This is a genomic window from Micromonospora sp. MGP-C2 (genome assembly GCF_057766525.1).
The window spans coordinates 2604786-2624328 of record NZ_JBYMEN010000002.1; the positions used below are offsets into that span (position 1 = coordinate 2604786).

Annotated in this window: 15 protein-coding genes, 1 tRNA gene and 3 pseudogenes; 3 read left to right on the top strand and 16 right to left on the bottom strand. The window is 72.3% G+C overall.

What is annotated here, in order from left to right:
• Positions 1 to 3 precede the first annotated feature (3 nt).
• From AC3CF1_RS11460 to AC3CF1_RS11470, 3 genes are read right to left on the bottom strand one after another with little or no spacing between them, the layout of a single operon-like run.
• Positions 4 to 1422, bottom strand: a complete 1419-nt coding sequence (locus tag AC3CF1_RS11460) for a ferredoxin reductase family protein (RefSeq protein ID WP_488450443.1) — start codon at positions 1420 to 1422, stop codon at positions 4 to 6.
• Entirely contained in the window at positions 1419 to 2801 is a 1383-nt protein-coding gene (locus AC3CF1_RS11465; RefSeq protein WP_327645415.1) for a DUF1501 domain-containing protein, read from the bottom strand. The genes AC3CF1_RS11460 and AC3CF1_RS11465 overlap by 4 nt, the downstream gene beginning before the upstream one ends.
• 8 nt (positions 2802 to 2809) lie before the next feature.
• Entirely contained in the window at positions 2810 to 4909 is a 2100-nt protein-coding gene (locus tag AC3CF1_RS11470) for a DUF1800 domain-containing protein (RefSeq protein ID WP_488450444.1), read from the bottom strand.
• 431 nt (positions 4910 to 5340) lie between these two features.
• Here AC3CF1_RS11470 and AC3CF1_RS11475 point away from each other — a divergent pair, with 431 nt between their 5' ends.
• Positions 5341 to 5598 carry a DUF3040 domain-containing protein gene (locus AC3CF1_RS11475; RefSeq protein WP_088949542.1) on the top strand — a complete coding sequence of 86 codons (258 nt, stop codon included), beginning with the start codon at positions 5341 to 5343 and terminating at the stop codon, positions 5596 to 5598.
• A 4-nt stretch (positions 5599 to 5602) separates the two neighbouring features.
• Here the strand turns inward: AC3CF1_RS11475 and AC3CF1_RS11480 are convergent, their stop codons facing one another.
• From AC3CF1_RS11480 to AC3CF1_RS11495, 4 genes and pseudogenes are all read right to left on the bottom strand, one after another.
• Positions 5603 to 6511: an SWIM zinc finger family protein gene (locus AC3CF1_RS11480; RefSeq protein ID WP_488450445.1), complete on the bottom strand. Its 909-nt coding sequence runs from the start codon at positions 6509 to 6511 to the stop codon at positions 5603 to 5605.
• Between the two features lie 79 nt (positions 6512 to 6590).
• Positions 6591 to 8756 (bottom strand): annotated as a pseudogene (locus AC3CF1_RS11485) (DEAD/DEAH box helicase); the annotation flags it as partial.
• 71 nt (positions 8757 to 8827) lie between these two features.
• Positions 8828 to 9782 (bottom strand): annotated as a pseudogene (locus AC3CF1_RS11490) (ATP-dependent helicase); the annotation flags it as partial.
• A 114-nt stretch (positions 9783 to 9896) separates the two neighbouring features.
• Complete coding sequence (locus AC3CF1_RS11495) at positions 9897 to 10415, bottom strand: DinB family protein (protein ID WP_488450446.1); 519 nt, start codon at positions 10413 to 10415, stop codon at positions 9897 to 9899.
• 83 nt (positions 10416 to 10498) lie between these two features.
• Between AC3CF1_RS11495 and AC3CF1_RS11500 the strand changes: the two genes are divergently transcribed.
• The gene (locus AC3CF1_RS11500) at positions 10499 to 10705 is read left to right on the top strand and encodes a hypothetical protein (RefSeq protein ID WP_088949546.1); all 207 of its coding nucleotides are present in this window, start codon (positions 10499 to 10501) and stop codon (positions 10703 to 10705) included.
• Between the two features lie 9 nt (positions 10706 to 10714).
• Here the strand turns inward: AC3CF1_RS11500 and AC3CF1_RS11505 are convergent, their stop codons facing one another.
• Together AC3CF1_RS11505 and AC3CF1_RS11510 are read right to left on the bottom strand one after the other, a co-directional pair.
• Positions 10715 to 11857, bottom strand: a complete 1143-nt coding sequence (locus AC3CF1_RS11505; protein ID WP_088949547.1) for a polysaccharide pyruvyl transferase family protein — start codon at positions 11855 to 11857, stop codon at positions 10715 to 10717.
• Between the two features lie 94 nt (positions 11858 to 11951).
• Complete coding sequence (locus tag AC3CF1_RS11510) at positions 11952 to 12431, bottom strand: GNAT family N-acetyltransferase (RefSeq protein ID WP_158240973.1); 480 nt, start codon at positions 12429 to 12431, stop codon at positions 11952 to 11954.
• Positions 12432 to 12642: 211 nt separating this feature from the next.
• Here AC3CF1_RS11510 and AC3CF1_RS11515 point away from each other — a divergent pair, with 211 nt between their 5' ends.
• Complete coding sequence (locus AC3CF1_RS11515) at positions 12643 to 13578, top strand: phosphotransferase family protein (protein ID WP_488450447.1); 936 nt, start codon at positions 12643 to 12645, stop codon at positions 13576 to 13578.
• 13 nt (positions 13579 to 13591) lie between these two features.
• Here the strand turns inward: AC3CF1_RS11515 and AC3CF1_RS11520 are convergent, their stop codons facing one another.
• From AC3CF1_RS11520 to AC3CF1_RS11550, 7 genes and pseudogenes are all read right to left on the bottom strand, one after another.
• Positions 13592 to 14221 carry an HAD-IA family hydrolase gene (locus AC3CF1_RS11520; RefSeq protein WP_488450448.1) on the bottom strand — a complete coding sequence of 210 codons (630 nt, stop codon included), beginning with the start codon at positions 14219 to 14221 and terminating at the stop codon, positions 13592 to 13594.
• Between the two features lie 162 nt (positions 14222 to 14383).
• Positions 14384 to 14929: a hypothetical protein gene (locus AC3CF1_RS11525; RefSeq protein ID WP_488450449.1), complete on the bottom strand. Its 546-nt coding sequence runs from the start codon at positions 14927 to 14929 to the stop codon at positions 14384 to 14386.
• A 163-nt stretch (positions 14930 to 15092) separates the two neighbouring features.
• Positions 15093 to 15164, bottom strand: a tRNA-Val gene (locus AC3CF1_RS11530).
• Positions 15165 to 15241: 77 nt separating this feature from the next.
• Positions 15242 to 15706, bottom strand: coding sequence for a peroxiredoxin (locus tag AC3CF1_RS11535; RefSeq protein WP_328848737.1), 465 nt, complete (start codon positions 15704 to 15706; stop codon positions 15242 to 15244).
• An 86-nt stretch (positions 15707 to 15792) separates the two neighbouring features.
• A pseudogene (locus AC3CF1_RS11540) lies at positions 15793 to 16229 on the bottom strand (DUF3052 domain-containing protein).
• 112 nt (positions 16230 to 16341) lie between these two features.
• Positions 16342 to 18861 (bottom strand): thiamine pyrophosphate-dependent enzyme, encoded by a 2520-nt coding sequence (locus tag AC3CF1_RS11545; protein ID WP_488450450.1) that lies wholly within the window; start codon positions 18859 to 18861, stop codon positions 16342 to 16344.
• 51 nt (positions 18862 to 18912) lie between these two features.
• Positions 18913 to 19317 carry a MarR family winged helix-turn-helix transcriptional regulator gene (locus AC3CF1_RS11550; protein WP_099856296.1) on the bottom strand — a complete coding sequence of 135 codons (405 nt, stop codon included), beginning with the start codon at positions 19315 to 19317 and terminating at the stop codon, positions 18913 to 18915.
• Positions 19318 to 19543 lie beyond the last annotated feature (226 nt).

Consider the following 19543-nt stretch of genomic DNA (forward strand, 5'->3'; position numbering starts at 1 on the left):
CTCCTACAACTCGAACGTGGCCAGGTGGATCTGCCGTCGGGGCACGCCGGCTCGGCGCAGTGCGCGCACCGACTGTTCCACCAGCCCGGGTGGCCCGCACAGGTAGACGTCGCGCCGGGCCACGTCGGGCACCAGCTGACGCAACCCGTCCGGGCTCATCAACTGACGGGGGCCGGGGTCGTCGCGGGAGCCGATGACGTACCAGACGGAGGTGTCGCGCTCCTGGGCCAGCCAGTCCAGCTCACGGCTGAGCAGCACGTCGGCCGGGGTACTCGCGCGGTAGATCAGGGCCGCACCCGGGGGCAGTTCCTCCAGCATCGCCCGGATGGGGGTGATGCCGCTGCCGCCAGCGATCAGCAGGGCCCGTTCGCGGACCCGGTGCGCGGCGGTGAAGGTGCCCGACGGACCTTCGGCCCAGACCCGGGTGCCCGGCTCCAGGTCGCGCAGGTCGGCGGTGTGGGTGCCGACCACCTTGACGGTGACCCGCAGCCAGCGGCCGTTGGCGGCGGCCGAGACGGAGAACGGGTGCGACTGCCACCAGCAGCCCCGGGTGAGGAACCGCCAGCGGAAGTGCTGGCCGCCGAGCATCGCCAGCCGGCCGAGCCGCTCCCCGGTGAGGTAGACGGAAATGGTGTCCGGGCTCTCGGCGACCACGTCGGCGACCCGCAGCTTGTAGCGCAGGTTGAACGCCAGCGGCGCAATCACGCGACCCCAGAGCAGGGCGGCGACCACCAACAGGTAGAGCGCGATCCAGCCGGTGCGCACCGGGCCGGGCCGGTACAGCTGCGCGCCGTGGGTGAACTGGTGGCCGAAGCCGAGCAGCAGCACCAGATAGCTGGACAGGTGCAGCAGGTGCCACACCTCGTAGGGCAACGCCCGCCGGATCGCCCGGATGCTGCTGAACCCGACCAGCATCATGATGCCGGCGGCGACGAACGCCGAGACCATGTCCTCGTACTCGCCGAGCAACGTGCCGACCTCGGCGAGGACCGACTGCTTACGCAGGTCGGCGTAGCCGACGAGGATCAGCGACACGTGCGCCAGCACGGTGACCAGCAGGGTGGCACCGATGTCCCGGTGCCAGCGGGCCGTCTGCTCGCCGCCGATCCACCGTTCCAGCACCGGCAGTCGGCTCATCATCAGCACCTGCACCAGCAGCAGATAGCCGGCGATCAGACCCGAGATCCGGCCCGCCGCCGTGACGGTCGCCGCGGTGGTCTTCAACGAGCCGGCGGACGTGCCCAGCCACCACGGCAGCACGCTGGCGACCAGGCCGACCAGGAGCAGCACGCCCAGCAGCCGCCGGCCGCCGGGTCCGCGCCGGTCCGGGATCTGCGGGGGTACGGGCGCAGCCGACCGGCCGCCGTGCCGGGACGAGGTCCCGGTACGACGGCCGGCGGCGTGGGTGTGCGGGTACGTCACGCGTACAGCTTCATCGGGGCGTACTTCTGGCGGGGGAAGACCTTCTCGACCTCCGCGTTCGTGAGCCCGAACCGGCCCTGAGCCACAGCGCCGTAGACGTTGAACATGTTGTTGTACTCCGGCACGTCACCGGAGTCCAGCTTGTCCAGGCCGTTCCAGGTGCCGAGCAGCGAGCCGGCAAGCTTCTTGCCGGAGAGCACTGTGACAACCCCGCCGTGCCCGTGGTCGGTGCCGCCGGTGTTGGAGCCGACCCGACGGCCGAACTCGCTGGACACCATGATCGTCACGTCGGCGGCCTGCGGGCCGAGGTCGGTGAAGAACGCGGCCATGGCACTGGCCAGGTCGTTCAACCGGCGGTGCAGTTGGCCGCCCGCACTGGTGCCCTGGTTCTCGTGGGTGTCGTAGCCACCCATGCCGACGGTGGCGACCCGGACGTTGGCGCCGCCCTTGATCAGCTGGGCGAGCTGCTTGAACGCGTTGCCGACGCCCTCGTACTTGACGCCCTCGACGGGCTGGTACGGCTTGGCGGCGAGCTTCTGGGCGGTGGCCAGCGCGCCCATGCCCTCCTGCACGGCTTCCTCGACCGGGTGGTTGATCCCGGTGAACAGCCCCTTGATGGCCTTCTCGGTGGCGGCCCGGAACCGCTCGTCACCGTTGAGCCGCAACGATCCGATGCTGTTCAGCGAGATCGCGCCGTTGTTGCCGACCAGCGAGCGGGGCAGGGTGCTGCCGATGCCGACGCTGCGGAACGCGGTGCCCTTGCCCAGGTTGTCGACCAGACCGTCCAGCCAACCGCGACCGCCGGTCTCGTTGGGCAGCCCGCCCAGGTTGCAGGCGTCCGCGGCCTGGAAGTGGCTGCGCGACAGCCGCTCGTCCGAGACCGCCGGGATGAAGCCCAACTGGCCGGCGCCGAGCCACTTCTCCAACGGCTTGAACGCGCTGGTCAGCTTGAAGCCGCGGCCCAGGGCCAGCGAATCGTTGCCGAGCAGCAGGTCGGGGCGGGCCTTGGCGAGCACCGGGTCGTTGTCCGGTGCGATCAGGCTCAGCCCGTCCAGCCCGCCGTAGAGGAAGACGTGGATCAGGGTGCCCGTCTTGGTCGCCGCGAACGACGCCGACGTGGTGACGAACTGGGCGGTGGCCAGGGCGGTGGCGGTGGCCGCGGCACCGGCGACGAAGGTACGCCGGGTGACGCCACGACCGTCCTGCTGGGCCTCCTCCAGGTTCTCCAGCGTGCGGTAGCGGTCGAGCTCCGCGGCGTTCTCGGCGGCGACGATGTCCGCCTCCGCGCGCAGCAACGCCTCGGCCGGGTTGTCGGCCAGCCGGCGCACGTCGGGGCATTCGGGGTGCAGGGGGAAAGAGTTGTACACAGTCTTCTCCATCGGGTGCCTCACCGGAGGTGGTGCTGGGGGGAAGCGAGGATCGCCCGCGCGACGGCGGTGATGGCCCCGTTGAACGTGGCGTCGACCTTGGCGGTCGCCGGCACGCCGGCCACGCCGAGGATCAGATTCTTTTCCCGCGTGCTCAGCTTCTGACCCACCAGCCGCTGGGAGAGCGCGTCCACGTACGCCCCGGCGGCGGCCGGCGGCTTGGCGACCAGCTTCTCCGGCGCCGTGTACGTGAAGGTGGTGCGGTAGCCGGCGAGGACCTCGCCCGCCTCGTTCCAGCCGTTGACCATGGTGCCGGCCGACGTCCAGGCGACGTAGACGTCCGGGTAGCCGTCCGGGGTGGGATGACCCATCGGGTAGTGACCCAGCTCGCGCAGCTTGTCGTGGATCTGCCGCAGGCCGCGGGCGTACGGGGTGCGCTTGCTGTCACCGTTGTTGTGCTTCGGCGACGCGTCCGGCGAGACACCCAGGGTGCGGTACGTGGCGACCAGGTACTCCATCGGCCGGCGCACCTTCTGGCCCACGCCGGCCCAGAACTCGGAGGAGCAGAACATCGCCATCAGCACGGGCTTGATCAGGCCGTTGTTGGTGATGTAGATCTTGGCCAGCCGGTCCACCAGGGACTTCGGCGGGGTGTCCGAGACGAAGCGGGTCGCCAGGCTCTGCGCGACGTACTTCGCGGTCGACGGGTGCAGCGCGATGTACGTGATGTACGCGTCGATCGCCGCGTCGGCCTTCTTCGGGTCCGTCGAGTTGTTCGCGTGGGTGAAGCCGAGGATCTTCACCTTGCCGACGTAGTGCTGCTCGGGCTTGAAGACGTACTTGCCGTCCTTGTCGATGCCGCGGCCGGTCTGGAGCATGGCCGCCTGGCGCACGTCCGGCTCCTTGTAGCCGCCGTCGACGCCCACCGAGTAGAGCTCGAGGTTCTCCCGGGCGAGGTTCTCGTTGATCGCGTCCTTGCGGGAGTCCTTCTGGTTCAGGTAGATCAGCAGCGCGGGGTGCTTGTTCGCGGCGACCAGCATCTCCGGGTAGCTGCCCAGGGCGTACTTGCGCACCACGTCCTGGTCGAACGAGTTGCGGTACGCCTCGCCACCGTCGAAGTCGGCGGCGACGTGCAGGAAGTCGTTCCAGAAGTCGACCATCACCTCGAACAGCTGGCGCTTCGACCAGATCTGCCGGGCGATGGTGGCGTCGATCATCTCCCGCTCCGGCTGGGCGCCCTGCTCGTTGAGCTGGTCCCGCTGGGCGCGCAACTGCTGCACGTTGAGCTTCAGGGTGGGCAGCTCGGCGAGCTTCAGCTCGGCCTTGCTCGGCTCGAGCTTCTCCGGGTCCATCTGGGCGCGGATCCAGGCGTCGATGCCCTGGTTCTTGATGTCGGCGATCACCGCGGGCGTCGGCCCGAAGGTGGCCCGCCGGGCCAGGTGCAGGATCGGGTCCTTGGCCAGCACCGTCTTCACTGTCACCTGGGTCGCCGCAGCGGCTGCGGCCGGGCCGGAGAAGCTCCGTCCACCGGCCGGCGCGTTCTTCTTGAGCGCCTCGCCGGCCCGGGAGCCCATGTAGCTTTCGTTCTGCTCGGTGTAGGTACGCACCGTGCTGGGCTGCTGGCCACTGGGCCGCGCCGCGGTGCCGTCGGTCACCGTGCTGCCGGTGGCGTCACCGGCCGCCGCCTCGTCACCGAAGAGCCCGCGGATCTGCGGGGTCATGGCGAGCGCGGCGCCGCCGGCGACGACGGCGGCGGTGCCGCCGAGAGCCACCATGGCCTTGCGCCGGCCGACCTTGCGGCCCGGCTCGTCGTCATCGTCCAGGGTGGGCAGTCCGCTGCCGGCGGGTCGTGCCGGGGCCGGGCGTCCGAGCCCTTCCGGGCCGACCCACTGCGGCCCGCGCGGGGCGGGGGCGGGGTGCCCGGCGGGCGGGTAAGCCTCGCCGTACTGCTCGCGCGGGTCGGCCTGCGCCGGGTAGCCGCCCTGGTAGGGGTGGGGCGAGTCGTACCCGTAGGGCGCGGGCGTGTTGGGGTCGCCGTAACCGTCCGCGTTGTGGTGCTGGCGTCCGTCCCAACCGCGGTCGTCCCGCGGTCGACGTGGTGGCACATTCTGGTCGGCCATGTACCAATCCCGATTTCTGATGAGCGCCGGAAGCTGCGACCGGACAGGTGCGGCAGGTGCGGCGACTGTTGCCTGAGGGGGTTGCTACGGCAAGGTAACCAAGGCCCCATGGGCCTTCAAGGTGGGTCGAACACCCCCGTGAGGGCACTTAAGACAGCGCTCAGTACGACGTCGGCGACCAATGTCTGACCGGGCACCGGCGCGGACCTCCCCAGCAGGGCGTACGCGCGGCAGCCGGGCACGGAACGGACCACACGGCAGTACGCGACACTTTCCGCGCCGTTCACCACCACAGACAAACTTAAGGTTCAGATAAGCCGGACATGAGGTGCCCTCACGTGGAGGAAAAGTAGCAGCGGCGGTCGAGCGTGAGCCGCCACCGCAGCGGGTATGCCGCCGAACCGCTGAACGCGTGAGGGGAAGGCAGCGCCATGCTCAGCAAAGAGGATCAGCGCAGGTTCGACCAGATCACCCGTCAGCTCCGGGAGAGTGACCCGGCCTTCTTCGCCCGGCTGGACCACCGGGTCCGGGCCCGCAGGGGCCGCTATCTGATGTTGTTGACCATCGTGCTGTGGGCGTCGCTGCCAGCGATCGCCGTGTTCGCCGGTCGGATGACCGGTGCGATCTGCGCGGTGGTGCTCGTGGTCAACGCCGCGATCATGTGGCGGTTCCGCCGCCGCTGGACGTGACGGCTCACCGCTCGCCCGGGCCGAACGCCCGGTACGCGCGGCGCAGCCGTTCGAGCAGTCCCGGCCCGCCGATGGCCGGGGCTGGCGCCCCGAGCTGCCGTAGCAGCAGGTCGGGACCGGTCGCCAGTCGCGGCGGCCGGTCGGGCAACGGCACCGGCGGCAGCCAGAACCGGTCTGCCGCCTCCGGTAGCGGCGTCGCCGACAGCCCGGCGAGCGCGCGGGCCGCGCCGACCGGGGCCGTGACGTCCACTGTCGACTGGTCGGTGTCCGGTTCGGACACCGCGAGGACCGGCTGGGGCCGTGGGACGGCGCCGGTGGCCTGCACCCGACGGGCACGCAGCTCGGCGAGCAGCTCGGCGCGGGACCGTCCGCGCCAGTGCAGCAGCTCGAACGGGTCCGCGTCGAAGGCCTCGGCCAGCAGGTAGAACGTCGCCGCGAGGTGCTTGCACGGCACCGCGAAGTCGGGGCAGTTGCACCGCTGGGTCAGCTCGTCCACGGCGGCCGGGAAGAGCGGCGCGCCGGCGGCGACGAACAGCTCCTCCAGCTCGTCGGGGAGGTCCCCGGCGAGCAGCCGGGCGCTGAAGAACGCCTGCCCGGCCAACTCCTCCTCGATTCGGGACCAGAGCGCCGCCGGGAACGGCCGCAGCGCGATGGACACCTGGTACGGCTGCGGCCGGGAGCCCTGCACCACCGCGCTGACCAGACCGGGTGTGATGTCGAGCGAGAGCACCTGACCGGCCCGCGCGTACGAACGGCCGCGGGTCAACCGGGTGCCGAGCGCGAACGACTCCAGCACCTCCAGGAAACGCCGGGACCACCAGGACCGGCCGATCGCGCCCCGGGCGCTGCGCGCCCGCAGACCCCCGTCGACCTTGCGAGGGCGGCCGTAGTCGGCGAACCGGTCGGTGCTCACGCCAGAGCTCCGCTGCGCTCCGCGCTGCCGCGAGGCACAACGCTGCTGTGTCTGATGGTTCGCTCGCTCCGCTCGCTCATCACTCCACCACCGCCCCGGCCTCCAGGGCGAACAGCTCGCGCAACTGGCCGGTGGACAGCTCGGTGATCCACTGCTCGCCGGTGCCCACCACCCGCTGGGCGAGGGCACGCTTGTCGGCGATCATCGCGGCGACCTTCTCCTCCACAGTGCCGGCGCAGACGAACTTGCGAACCTGCACCCGTCGGCGCTGCCCGATCCGGAACGCCCGGTCGGTGGCCTGGTCCTCCACCGCCGGGTTCCACCACCGGTCCACGTGCACCACGTGGTTGGCGGCGGTCAGGGTGAGCCCGGTGCCGCCGGCCTTGAGGGAGAGGACGAACAGCGGTGGGCCGTCCGCCGACTGGAAGCGCTGCACCATGGCGTCCCGCTCCGCCTTACCGAGGCCGCCGTGCAGGAACAGCACCTCCCGGCCGAAGCGCGCCGACAGGTGACCGCGCAACATCGCACCGAACTCGGCGTACTGCGTGAACAGCAACGCCCGCTCCCCCGCCGCCAGCACCTCCTCCACGATCTCGGTCAGCCGGGAAAGCTTGCCGGAGCGGCCCTCCAGCGCCGAACCGTCGCGGAGCAACTGCGCCGGGTGGTTGCAGACCTGCTTGAGCCGGGTCATGGTGGCCAGCACCAGGCCACGTCGCTCGATGCCGTCGCTGGTCTCGATTCGGGTGAGCATGTCGTCGACCACCACCCGGTACAGGGCGGCCTGCTCGGCGGTGAGGTTGCAGAGAACCTCCATCTCCAGCTTCTCCGGCAGGTCCGAGATGATCGACGAGTCGGTCTTGAGTCGGCGCAACACGAACGGGCCGGTGATCCGGCGCAGCCGCTCGGCGGCCTCGGCGTCGCCGTGCCGCTCGATCGGCTCGGCGAACCGCTTGCGGAACGTCGCCGCCGGCCCGAGCAGGCCCGGGTTGGCGAACTGCATGATCGACCACAGGTCGGCGAGCCGGTTCTCCACCGGCGTACCGGTCACCGCCACCCGCTGCCGGGCCGGCAGCGCGCGGACCGCCTCGGCCTGCCGGGTCGACGCGTTCTTGATGGCCTGCGCCTCGTCCACCACCACCCGGTGCCAGTCGATGCCGGCCAGGTCGACGGCGTCGCGGGCCGCCACCGAGTAGGTGGTGAGAACCAGGTCCGCGCCGTGCGCTGCCGCGGTGAACTCCGCCCCCCGTGCCCGCTCCGCCCCATGGTGTACGTGCACACGCAGCGTCGGCGTGAACCGTGCCGCCTCCCGCTGCCAGTTGCCGACCAGCGACATCGGACAGACCAGCAGGGTCGGGCCGGCCTCCGGTGGGTCCCCGGCGAGCAGCGCGAGCAGTTGGACGGTCTTGCCCAGCCCCATGTCGTCGGCGAGCACACCACCCAGCCCGAGCGAGCGCAGGAAGGCCAGCCACGCCAACCCACGCTGCTGGTACGGGCGCAGCGTCCCCACGAAGCTCGGCGGCGGATCCAACGGGGTGAGCCGACGCTCGACCGCACCGGCGAGCAGGTCGCCGAGCGCCCCGTCGGCGCTCACCTCCAGCACCGGTAGCGCGCCGGTGGCCTCGCCGTCGGCCAGCCCGAGGCGGAGCAGGTCGGCGACGGTCAACTCACCCGCGGAACGGAGCAGGCGCAGACCGGCGGCGAGCCGCCCCGGGTCCAGCTCCACCCACCGGCCGCGCAGCCGCACCAGCGGGGTCTTCAACTCGGCCAGCGTCGCCAACTCGTCGGCGGACAGCGGATGGTCACCGAGGGCGACCTCCCAGCGGTAGTCGACCAGGGCGTCCAGACCGACGCCGGCTTCGGTGCCACCCACAGTGCCGGGCGCGGTGCGACTGCGGGCACGCAACCGGGCGCCGAGCCGCGCCGACGGGCGCTGCCACCAGGACGGCAGCAGCACCCCGAAACCGGCCGCGTGCAGCACCGGAGCGCCCTCGCTGAGGAACCGGTGCGCCCCCTCGACGTCAAGGTCCATCGCCTCGGGGGCGGCGGTCCGCAGCGCGGCGTCCAGATCCGGCCAGAGCCGGCTGGCCCGGCCCAGCTCGGCGAGCAGCGTCTCCTGCGGGCTGGTCGTCCGGCCGGCCAGCCCGCCGAGCGTGTGCGGCGCCCGCCAGACCTGCCCGGCGTCGACGTGCAGGCCGGGTTCGTCGGCGGCCTGCAACCCGAACTCCAACCGCCAGCGCCCACCGCCGGTCGGCTCGACCGACGCCGGGACGACGTCGGTCGGCGCCGGGCGGGTGGCCAGGATCGGTTCGGTGACCTCGTCGGGGGCCGGTTCCACCAGCCGGAAACTGGCCCGCACCGGGCCGCCCGCGGCGTCGCGCTGCCAGTTGTCCAGCTCGTCGCGCAGGGTGGCCAACGCGGTCGGGTCGACGGTGAAGTCGCGCCGGGGGCCGGCGAGCGCGGCCAACCACGCCGGTGCCGGGCCACCCGGCCGCAGCCCACGCGCCAGGGTGGTGGTCGCCAGAGCGGCCCGCGCGGCGGCGTCGGTCAGCGCGTCCAGCGCATCCGCGACCACGTCGGCAGCGGTCAGCTCACCGTCACCCGGGCCGGTGGTCCCGGTGGTGGTGACGGCTCGGGCCGCTGGTGGCAGGGCCAGCGCCAGCGAACGGGCCCATGCGGCGTCGGTGCCGGTCAGCAGGGGACGCCAGACCGCCAGCGCCGGCACCTGCGCCCCGGCTTCCAACGGCGTTTCGGCGGCCGACCGCGTTTCGGCGGCCGACCGCGTTTCGGCGGCTGACGGTGTGCGGACGCCGGGGAGGACACGGCCACGGGTCACCAGGTCGGCGGCGAAGTCGGCCAGCTCGGCGAGGTGACGCAGGGTGGCCCCGGGCACCGCCGGGAGTTCGTCCAGAGCGCGCAGGAGCGGCAGCGCGTCGTCCGGGGCGTACACCAGCACGGGGACCCGCCACCCGGCCAGGGTGAGCCGGCCGCGGGTCGGGGGTGCGACGGCGGTCCGGATCAGCTCGGGTGAGTCGGTCGGCGCGCCGGCCCGGGTGGGCAGGGTGAGCAGCGCGGTGTCCGGGCGGGCGGGCTCGGCGGCGTCGGCGAGGACGGCGACCAGGTCGGTGTGCCCGGCGGCGAAGGGATGCGGGCGTCCCCGGGGTGACCGACCGGAACGGGTCGGTGCGGAAGGCGCGGCGCTGTCCTCGGCCCAGACGGCGAGACCGCCGGTTGGGCTGTCGCCGGGCAGCCACAGCCCGTGGATGACCAGCACCTGCTCCCCCTCGTCGCCGCCCGCGCCCAGGATAGGCGGCCCCCTGCGGGTCCGGCGCATCCCACCCAGGGCTCACCGCGTCGCCGTCAAAGGCCGCCCGGGCGTGATCGAAGATCAGATCGCGCCGGACTCGCCGTCGGTCAGCTCGCGCAGGATGTCGGCGTGACCCGCGTGCCGGGCCGTCTCCTCGATCATGTGCACCAGCACCCAGCGCAGCGACACCTCACCGAGTTGCGGGTGCGGCACCACGTGGTCGAGGTCGAGGCTCGCGGCGACGACCCGGGATCGGGCGCAGGCCCGCTCGTACGCCTCGGTGAGCCCGGCGACGGTGTCCTGGTCGCCGACCGCGAAGTGCGCCGCCGCGTCGTCGTCCGAGGTCAGGTAGACGTCGCCCGGCTCGGGGGCCAGCAGGGTCGGGAACCAGTTCCGCTCGACCATCGTCAGGTGCTTGACCAGCCCGGCGAGCGTGGTCGCCGAGGGCACCAGCCGGCGGCGCGCGTCGGCGTCGGAGAGACCGCGCAGCTTGCGCAGCAGCACGGCTCGGTGGAAGTCGAGGAACGAGTCCAGGACGGCGCGTTCGTCGGCGGTGCGGGCGAGCACCGGACCGAGCGTCGGATCGATCGTCTGCTCCATCCGCCGACCCTAGTGACGAAGCGGGGCTCCCCGCTGCCCCGCTATCCGCTGCGGGCGGGCGGCACTACGGGCAGGATGGGCGCATGGCTTCATCCGTGCAGATCCTTCTCGTCGGCGGCACGGCGGACGGGCAGACCATCACCGTCGAACTGGACAGCAACGGCCGTCCGCCGCTGACCCACCACCACATCGGCTCGGGTGGGCTGGCCGACGCGCAGATCTACGAGTTGGAGACCGCCCGGGAAGAGGCCCGCGAGTGGCGCTACCGGTGGACCGGCCCGGCGGTGTGACAGCCCAGGTCAGACCCGGGTGAGGGCCTGACTGCGCAGGCTCTCCAACACGCCGCGGGTGACCTCCGAGGTGCCCCGCGCCTGCTCGCACACCTCCGCCACCCGGCGGGCGGTGGCCTCGGCGCGTTGCTCCCGCTCGTCCCACAATCGGTCGACCTCGGCCAGCAGCGGCCCCTCGACCTCCCGCTCGACGCCGCGCAGGGCCGGCACGCCGAGTCGTTGGGCCAGGTCGAAGACCTTGCCGGCGTACGGCAGGGGCAGGAACGGTGTGCCGACCATCGCCGCGAAGATCAGGAAGTGCAGGCGCATGCCGACGGCCAGGTCGAAGTGGCGCATGAGCCCGAGCACCTGCTGCGGCGAATAGGTGCCGTGCAGGATCCGGCCCCGCTCGGCGGCGACCATGTGGGACAGGACGCCGTGGGCGTGCCGGATGTCGTCGCGTTCCATCGGCACGAACAGCACGTACGCGTCGATCCGGTGCACCAGGAAGTCACCGATCTGGGCCAGCAGCCGGTGGTAGCCGTCCACGTCCAGCCGCTCGGCGGCCCGCCCCGGCTCCCGCACGCTGATCCCGACCAGTCGCTTGCCGACCGGCACACCCTCCTCGGCCAGCAGGTGCGCCGGGAACTCCTCCGGTTGCAACAGGAAGGCCGGGTCCGCGGTGACCGTGATCGGGTTGAGCAGGCCAGCTTCCTCCAGCACCATCCGGGACTCCTGGTCACGGACGGTCACCTGAGTCGCGCCGGAGAGCGTCTCCCGGACCATGCCGGTGTCCACCCCGTCACTGAGCGGCCCGACCCCCACCGCGTACGTGATCAGCGGCAGGCCCCGCTCCTGGGCGACCCGGACCACCCGCAGGTAACGGCGAGCCTCCCGGTCGTAGAGGATGCCACCGCCGCCCAGGATGAGCAGGTCGAGCTGGGCCAGGACCAGGGCGGAGTCGGTGCGGCTGACGCCCTCCCAGGGCACCGCCTCGACGTCCGGATGGGCGGCCCGGGTGTGCTCCGGGTTACGGGAGAAGACGATGATCCGGGCATTCGGTTCCTGCGTACGCAGATCGGTGAGCAGGCCGGTGAGGATCGCCTCGTCGCCGAGGTTTCGCCCACCGTACGAGCCCAGCACACCGATGGTCAGTCCGGCACCGTGCGTCATCCGTCGCTCCTCCCCAGGTGCGGTCCGCGCCGGTTTCCCGCTGGGCAGGTGAACAGTCCTGCCGGGGGGACCGTCCTGGGCCTCGCTTCCGACCTCAGCCCGCCGGGTCGATCCGCTTCGCCATCTGCTGTGAGGTGACCTCGAAGCCCAGACTGCGGTAGAGCCCGATCGCCACGGTGTTCGTCCCGAACACGTTCAGGCCCAGCTCGGGCACCTTGAGCTGGGCGAGTTCGACCTCGATGAGCTGGATCATCCGGCGTGCGTACCCGTGTCCCCGGTGCTCCTCGTGCACCTCGATGTTGTGGATCCACGCCTGGTCCGGGGCGGCGGCCGTCGGCAGGGTCACCCAGATCCAGCCGACCTCGGTGTCACCGACCCGGCCCATCCGCAGCAGCGCCCCCTCGGTGGCCGCGCCCGCCGGCAGCGACTCCCGGATCTGACTGCTCGACCGATCAAGGGCCGCCTCCGGGGTCATCCCCCGGTGCGCCACCAGGTCATCGGCGTACCCCTGCTCCAGCGACACCAGCAGCCGGGCCAGCTCCTGCGCCGTCATCGGCGTCAACGTCAATTCCACAGTCGCTCCCCTTCGTCGTTGCCAGCGGGTAGTGCAGCAGAACCCGCCCGGACACGCCACCGGGTTCGCCGCGGCGGGACGGCCAGGCGTGCGCGACCCGGCCATGATGACGAGCTCACGTCAGCGACGGCCACCTCGACAATCCGGAGGGGGTGGCCACCGGCGGGGAAATGGGTTGTCCGGTGGCGTGGAAGGGGCGCACGGTGAGTAGGTGACGCAGCAGACCACCAACCGGATCGGCTGGACGGACCTGCCCGAGCGGGTCCGGACGTCGGTGCAGGAGATCATCGGCGACCGGGTGGTCGAGGCGGTGTCCCAACCGGGCGGCTACTCGCCGGGCACCGCGGACCGGGTCCGCACCGCGACCGGCCTGCGGGCGTTCGTCAAGGCGATCAGCCCGGCGCAGAACCCGGACAGCCCCGGGATGCACCGGGCGGAGGCCCGCACGGCCGCCGCCCTGCCGGCCTCGGCACCGACGCCCCGACTGTTGGGCTGCCACGACGACGGCGAGTGGGTGGCGCTTGTCTTCTCCGACGTGGACGGTCGACACCCGGCCACCCCGTGGCGGGCCGACGAGCTGACCCGCGTCCTGAAGGCCCTGGAGGTGATGGCCGCGGTGCTCACCCCGAGCCCGGTGACGCACGTGCCGACCGCCGCCGACCGGCTGGCCGAGGACTTCGCCGGGTGGCACCGGATCGCCGCCGACCCACCGGCTGTGCTGGACCCGTGGGCCCGGGAGCACCTGGACCAACTGCGCGCCGCCGCCGACCACGGCATCGCCGCGCTGACCGGTGACACGCTCTGCCACGTGGACGTACGGGCCGACAACCTGCTGCTCGACGCGACCGGCACGGTCACCGTCGTCGACTGGCCGTGGGCCTGCCAAGGGCCGGCCTGGCTGGACACCGCGCTGCTGCTGGTCAACGTCCGGCTGCACGGCGGGCACGACACCGAGTCCCTGCTGCGCCGGCTGCCGATCACCGCCGAGGTCGACCCGATGACGCTCACCGGCGTGTACGCCGGGCTGGCCGGGTTCTTCGCCGACGGCGCTCGTCGTCCGCCACCGCAGGGCATCCCCACCGTCCGCGCGTTTCAGCAGGCCCAGGCCGACGCCCTGCTCCCGTGGCTGGCCACCCGCCTCCGGTGACCCGGCGGGCGGGTCAGGACGCCGTCGGCGTCGACTCCAGGTGGCGTGCCAGTTGCGCCAGGTCGGCAAGGCGCAGATCGCCGTCGAGGCCCTTCAGCGCGGCGGTCATCGCACCGGCCGCCCGCCCGGCCCGCAGCCCCACCTCGGCGTCCTCGACCACCAGGCACCGCGCCACGGGCACGCCCAGCAGAGCGGCGGCCCGCAGATAGCCCTCCGGGTCCGGCTTGCCCACCCGCACGTCCTCCACGGTGACCAGCACCGGCGCGACGATGCCAGCGGCACCGAGCCGAGCCTCGGCCAGTCGCGCGTCCGCGCTGGTCACCACCGCCCAGGGCAACCCCGAACGGGCCAGCGCGCTCAGCAGGTCGTGCGCCCCGACGGTGGCCGTCACGTCGGACAGGTCGTCGTACTGCAACGCGAGCTGCCGCGCCGCAGCCGCGGCGACCGCGCTGTCGTCGAGCGCGGGCAGCAGCCGGCGGATGGTCCGGTCGGCGGGGCTGCCGTGCGCGATCGCCAGCGCCGCAGCGGGGTCGACGGCGTATTCGACGGCCCACCGCTCCCAGGCCCGCTCGACGGCGGCGTCGGAGTCGACCAGGGTGCCATCCATGTCGAACAGCACCGCGCCGATGCCTGCCAGTGTCACGCCACGCTCCCCCTGATGCTCGTCGAACGACATTAGCCGCCCCGCTCCCCCCGTCCCAAGATCCGCGCAACTTCGGGGATCCTGCTGCCTCACCGACTGCTGAGGCAGCAACAACACTGAAGTTGCGCGGATCTTGACGGGTCGGCGTGGGGTGGCGCGCCTTCAGGCGTTGTTCAGCGCCGGGCGTACCGCGTCGAGGAACGAGAGGCGGTGATTCGTCCGCAGCTCGATCGCGGCGAGCCAGCGCTCCCGATGGCGCTCACGCAAGGGAGCCGTCGGGCCGCCCGGCTCGTCGCGGAGCCGACGCTGGTCGGCGCGCTCCGCACCGATACTGGTCAACACCGACCGGGCCGCCGCCTCGACCTCCGCCGGCCCTTCCAACAACACAAGGTTGTACGCCTCGTCCACGGCGCGCATCGCCGCGTACGCCTCGTCGTAGCCCGAAACCGGCTCACTCCCGCCGGCTTCGAGCCACCGCCGGTCCAACTGCCGGTACGCCTGGTCGCAGGCGCTCAGGAACCCGACGTACGCGTCCCGCCGTAGCTCGTCCCGGCGCGTCGCCCGCCGTTCGACGCTCTCCTGGCGGGCCACGGCGAGTTGGTGGGCCAGTTGCCGTCGGGTGCTCAACGCGCCGACCAACCCGGTCATGGCGGCCGCGGCCAATGTGGACAGTGAGGTGATCAGCGCGACGGCGACGGTGTCCTGCACCCACCCATCATGGCGGCGCGCGCAGTGGGCGTCGTCACCCGGGCGCGGGTCGGCACGCGGTCGATGGTTGGCAGTCGGGCAACTCGACACGCCGAACGCCGCGCTGCTGAGCTGCCAGGGATCGTTCGCGGGCACGAACTGCTGCCGTTTTCATGATGAGGGGTGGGCGCGGCAGGTTTCGAACCTGCGACCCCCCGCTTGTAAGGCGGGTGCTCTCCCACTGAGCTACGCGCCCGGATCGCCCATGCGGCGGGCCGGTGGTAGGCAAGCTTACCTTGCCCGCCACCGGTCCGGGCGCACGGCGTACCCCGGTCAGACGGTCGCTGCGGCGATGGCCTTGCGCCAGCCCTGCTGGTCGCGGGCCTCGCCCGGGCCGTTCATCTCGGCGAAGCGGACCACGCCGGCCTTGTCGATGACGAAGGTGCCCCGGTTGGCGAACCCGGCGACGTCGTTGAAGACCCCGTACGCCTGGGCGACACCGCCGTGCGGCCAGAAGTCGGCCAGCATCGGGAACTGGTAGCCCTCGCGGTCAGCCCAGATCTTGTGGCTGTAGGCCGAGTCGACGCTGACGGTCAGCACCTGGACGTCGTCGTTCACGTACTCGTCGAGGTTGTCCCGTATCTCGGACAGCTCACCCCGGCAGGTGCCGGTGAAGGCGAGCGGGTAGAAGACCAGCAGGACGACGCGCCTGCCCCGGAAGCCCGAGAGCCGGACCTCCTGGTTGTTCTGGTCCTTCAGCACGAAGTCCGGTGCCTCGGCACCAACCTCGATGGGCATGCGAACTCTCCTCGGGTCGGGTCACGAAAACGGCACCGGCTTGCCACCCGGCGGTGCGGACCGCCGGGCGCGCGAAGCGGCACGGGCTACTTCTTGGCCTTGGCCCCTCGGCGCAGCACCAGACGTGCGCCGCTCCAGTCCCGGCCGGCGTTGACGGTCGAGGTCTGCTGAAGGCCGGCGGTGGGTGCGGACTCCGCGACCTCACTCGGCTCGACGTGCCCGTCACGCCCCGCCTTCGGGGTGAGGAGCCACACGACCCCGTTGTCGGCCAGCGGGCCGAGGGCATCGACGAGAAGCTCGAAAAGGTCACCGTCGCCGTCGCGGTACCAAACCAGCACGGCGTCGACCACCTCGTCGGTGTCCTCGTCGACCAGATCTCCACAGCGGTCGGTCAGGGCGTCTCGGAGATCCTGGTCGACGTCGTCGTCGTACCCCATCTCCATGACGACCATCCCGGTTCGATTCCGAACCGGTCCGCCAGGCTGCGTACCCCGTCGGCGGCCTGACCAGCGGTCGCGCTCACTGTCGCGTGCCTCCTCATCTCGTCCCTGCTCGCGGCGTCGGTGCGACGCCGTCAGGCAAAGTCCACACAGTTGTGCGTCCGCGCGCAAGTGGCGCACCGGGTGGAACGGAATTTACCGTGCCAGCAGCGTACGGGCACCGTCGGTAATGGCTTCCGCGGAGACCAGTACGTGACGTGCTGCCGGACCTAATGGTACAAACGAGTCAACTGCCGCTACTCGTCGCGCGGCACCGACATATCCGGCGTCGACCAGCGCGGCGATCACTCCCTCGCCGACCCCGCCGGATCGGCGTGTCTCGTCCACGACCAGCACCCGACCGGTCGCCGAGGACTCCCGGATGATGTCGGCCACCGGCAGGGGGGCCAACCAGCGCAGGTCCACCACCCGCGTGCCCACCCCCTCCTCGGCGAGGACGGCCGCTGCCCGCAGCGACATCCGTACCCCGTTACCGAAGGTGATGATGGTCAGGTCGTCCGCCGAACCGACCCGGTAGACCCGGGCCCGCCCGATCGGCACGTGCCCGGCCACCCACGCCCCCGGCTCCGGGTATCCGGCCAGCCACTCCCCGTCGCCATCGGCGTACAGGTCGCGGGTGTGGTAGAGCGCGATCGGCTCCAGGAACACGCAGACACTGCCGTCCACCGCCGCGCTGGCCAGGCAGGTCCGCAGCATGGGCGCGGCGTCGTCCGGCCGCGCCGGCACCGCGACCACCAGACCAGGCACATCCCGGAGTACGGCCACCGAGTTGTCGTTGTGGAAGTGCCCGCCGAACCCCTCCTGGTACGCCAGCCCGGCCACCCGCACCACCATCGGGTTGCGGAACGCCCCCTGGGAGAAAAACCGCATGGTGGCCGCCTCACCGCGCAGCTGGTCTTCGGCGTTGTGCAGGTACGCCAGGTACTGGATCTCCGGCACCGGCAGCATCCCGGCCAGCCCCGCGCCGAGGCCCAACCCCAGCACCGACGTCTCGTCCAACAGGGTGTCGAAGACCCGGGCCGCCCCGAAACGGTCGCGCAGCCCCTTCGTCACCCCGTACACGCCGCCCTTGGCAGCCACGTCCTCACCGAAGATCGCCATCTGCGGGTGGTCGAGCATCCCGTCGGCGAGCGCCGCGTTGATGCTCTGCGCCAGCGTCATCGGCCCACTCAGCTCCGGCGGCTTGCCACCGAACGCCTCCGCCCGGGCACCCGCGCCCGGGCCGCTGGCCCGCGCCGCGGCGTCGGCCACCGCCCGCGCCACCCGCATCGGGCGGCGGGGCGCCAACGCCGACACCACGTCGGCAGCGGAGGCCAGCTTCGGCTCGCCCAGCACCTCCTCGGCCAGCCGGCGTACCTGCCAGCCGGTCTCGTCGTACCGGGCCAGCAGCTCCTCGCCCGTCGCCACACCGGCGTCGACGAGCAGCCGCGCGGTGGCGGCCACCGGGTCCCGGTCCAGGTCGTCGGCCAGCTCGGCCGGGCTGCGGTACGCCGACTCCGCGTCCGCACCGGCGTGCCCCATCAGCCGTACGGTGCGCAGGTGCAGCACGGCCGGCCGCCGGGTACGGCGTACCCAGGCCGCGGCCTCCGCCGCCACCGCGTACGTCTGCACCGGGTCGGCCCCGTCCGCGCTGAAGTAGCGGATGCCCGGCTTGGCCCGCAGGGTCGCCTCGACCCAGCCCTCCGGTGAACGGACGCTGATGCCCAGCCCGTTGTCCTCGCAGACGAAGAGCACCGGGATGCGCAGCTTGCCGTGGTCGTACCACCCGGCGGTGTTGAAGGCGGCGGTGGCGCTGGCGTGGTTGACCGAGGCGTCGCCGAACGAGCAGACCACGATCGCGTCCGGTGGCCAGGGGGCGTGCGTGGCGCCCGCGCCGCTGCCGACCCGGACCCCCGCCCCGGTACGCCGCCCGGCGCTGTCCAGTCGGCGCAGCCGTTCCACGGCCAGTCCCATGCCGACCGCACGGGGCAGGTGTGAGGCGATGGTGGAGGTGGTCGGCACGATGGCCAGGTCGGCCCGGCCGAACACCTTGTGCCGGCCGCCGGCGATCGGCTCCTGGCTGGAGGCGACCATGCCGCGCAGCACGTCCCGGGCCGCGTCCGCGTACGCCGCGAACCCACCGGTCGGCGGCTCGGTCCCGGACGGCTCGGACGGCTCGGACTGGTCGGCTGCCTCGGGTTCGGCGGCGGGACCCGGGTCCACGGCTCGCTGCGGGTCCACGACGGGCTGCGTGCCGGTGCCTGGTTGCGTGCCAGTGCCTGGTGGCGTGTCGGCGGCCGGCTGTGCCTGGTCCGCCGGCGTCGCCTCGGCGGCGGCCTGCGCGGCGCGCTGGCAGTAGAACGCGCCGGAGCGGTAGTGCAGCAGCGCCGGATCGGTGGGACGTAGCGCGGCGGCGACCGCGGCGTTGCCCTCGTGCCCGGCCGAGCCGATCGTGTAGAAGCCCTCCCCGAAGCTGCGCAGCCAACGGCCGGCCAGGTCGAGCTGCCGGCTGGCCACCTGTGCGTCGAACAGGTCCAGCACCTGCGCGCCGGTCAGTGGGGCGTCGTCGGTGACCGGGTCAGCGGGATCACGCCGTTGCTGCGCGGCGGGCAGCGCCGCCAGCGTCTCCCGGAATCGGTCGTCGAGGTCTTGCGGGGTGGTCACGTCGGACAGCATTACCGACGGGAGGCCGCCTCGCCCAGTGGGACACGGCCGGGGCGGGTCGGCTCACTCCGGCCCGCAGGGCTCCGGGCAGCCACCGTCGGACACCTTCCACACCAGGTCACGAAGGGTGCTCAGCTCCCGGTCGGTCAGCCCTGACAGGAGTCGGGAGTCAGACATCACCTCGGTCACCCGGTCCCGTTCGACGCGCCCCTTCTCGGTCACCACCAACGTCTTCTGCCGCCGGTCCGCCGGGTCGGTGCGGCGCTCGACCAACCCGGCCTGCTCCAGCTTGTCGACCAGCACCGTCACGTTCGACCGGTCGCAGCCGAGTTGGCCGGCGAGGTCGCGGGCGGGCAGCGGGTGGTCCGGGTCCAGTTCACGCAACGCCCGAGCCGCCGCCGGGGTGAGTCCCAACTCGGCGAACGCGGAGCCCTGCCGGTGCCGCAGGGCGTCGCTCACGTGGGCCATCCGGCGTAGCACATCGGCGGCGAGACCGGCCCGATCCACCGGCCCACCTGCTGCGGAACCCACCTCCTGCGTCACGGCCACATCGTACGCACGGGGCCGGTCGCCGAGGCCCCCGACCGAAGCCTCCAGATCCGCGCAACATCAGGGAAAGTGCTGCCTCGGCGCGCGTTGAGGCAGCACTTTCAGGGAAGTTGCGCGGGTCTTGAGGGCGCGACGGCGGCGCGAG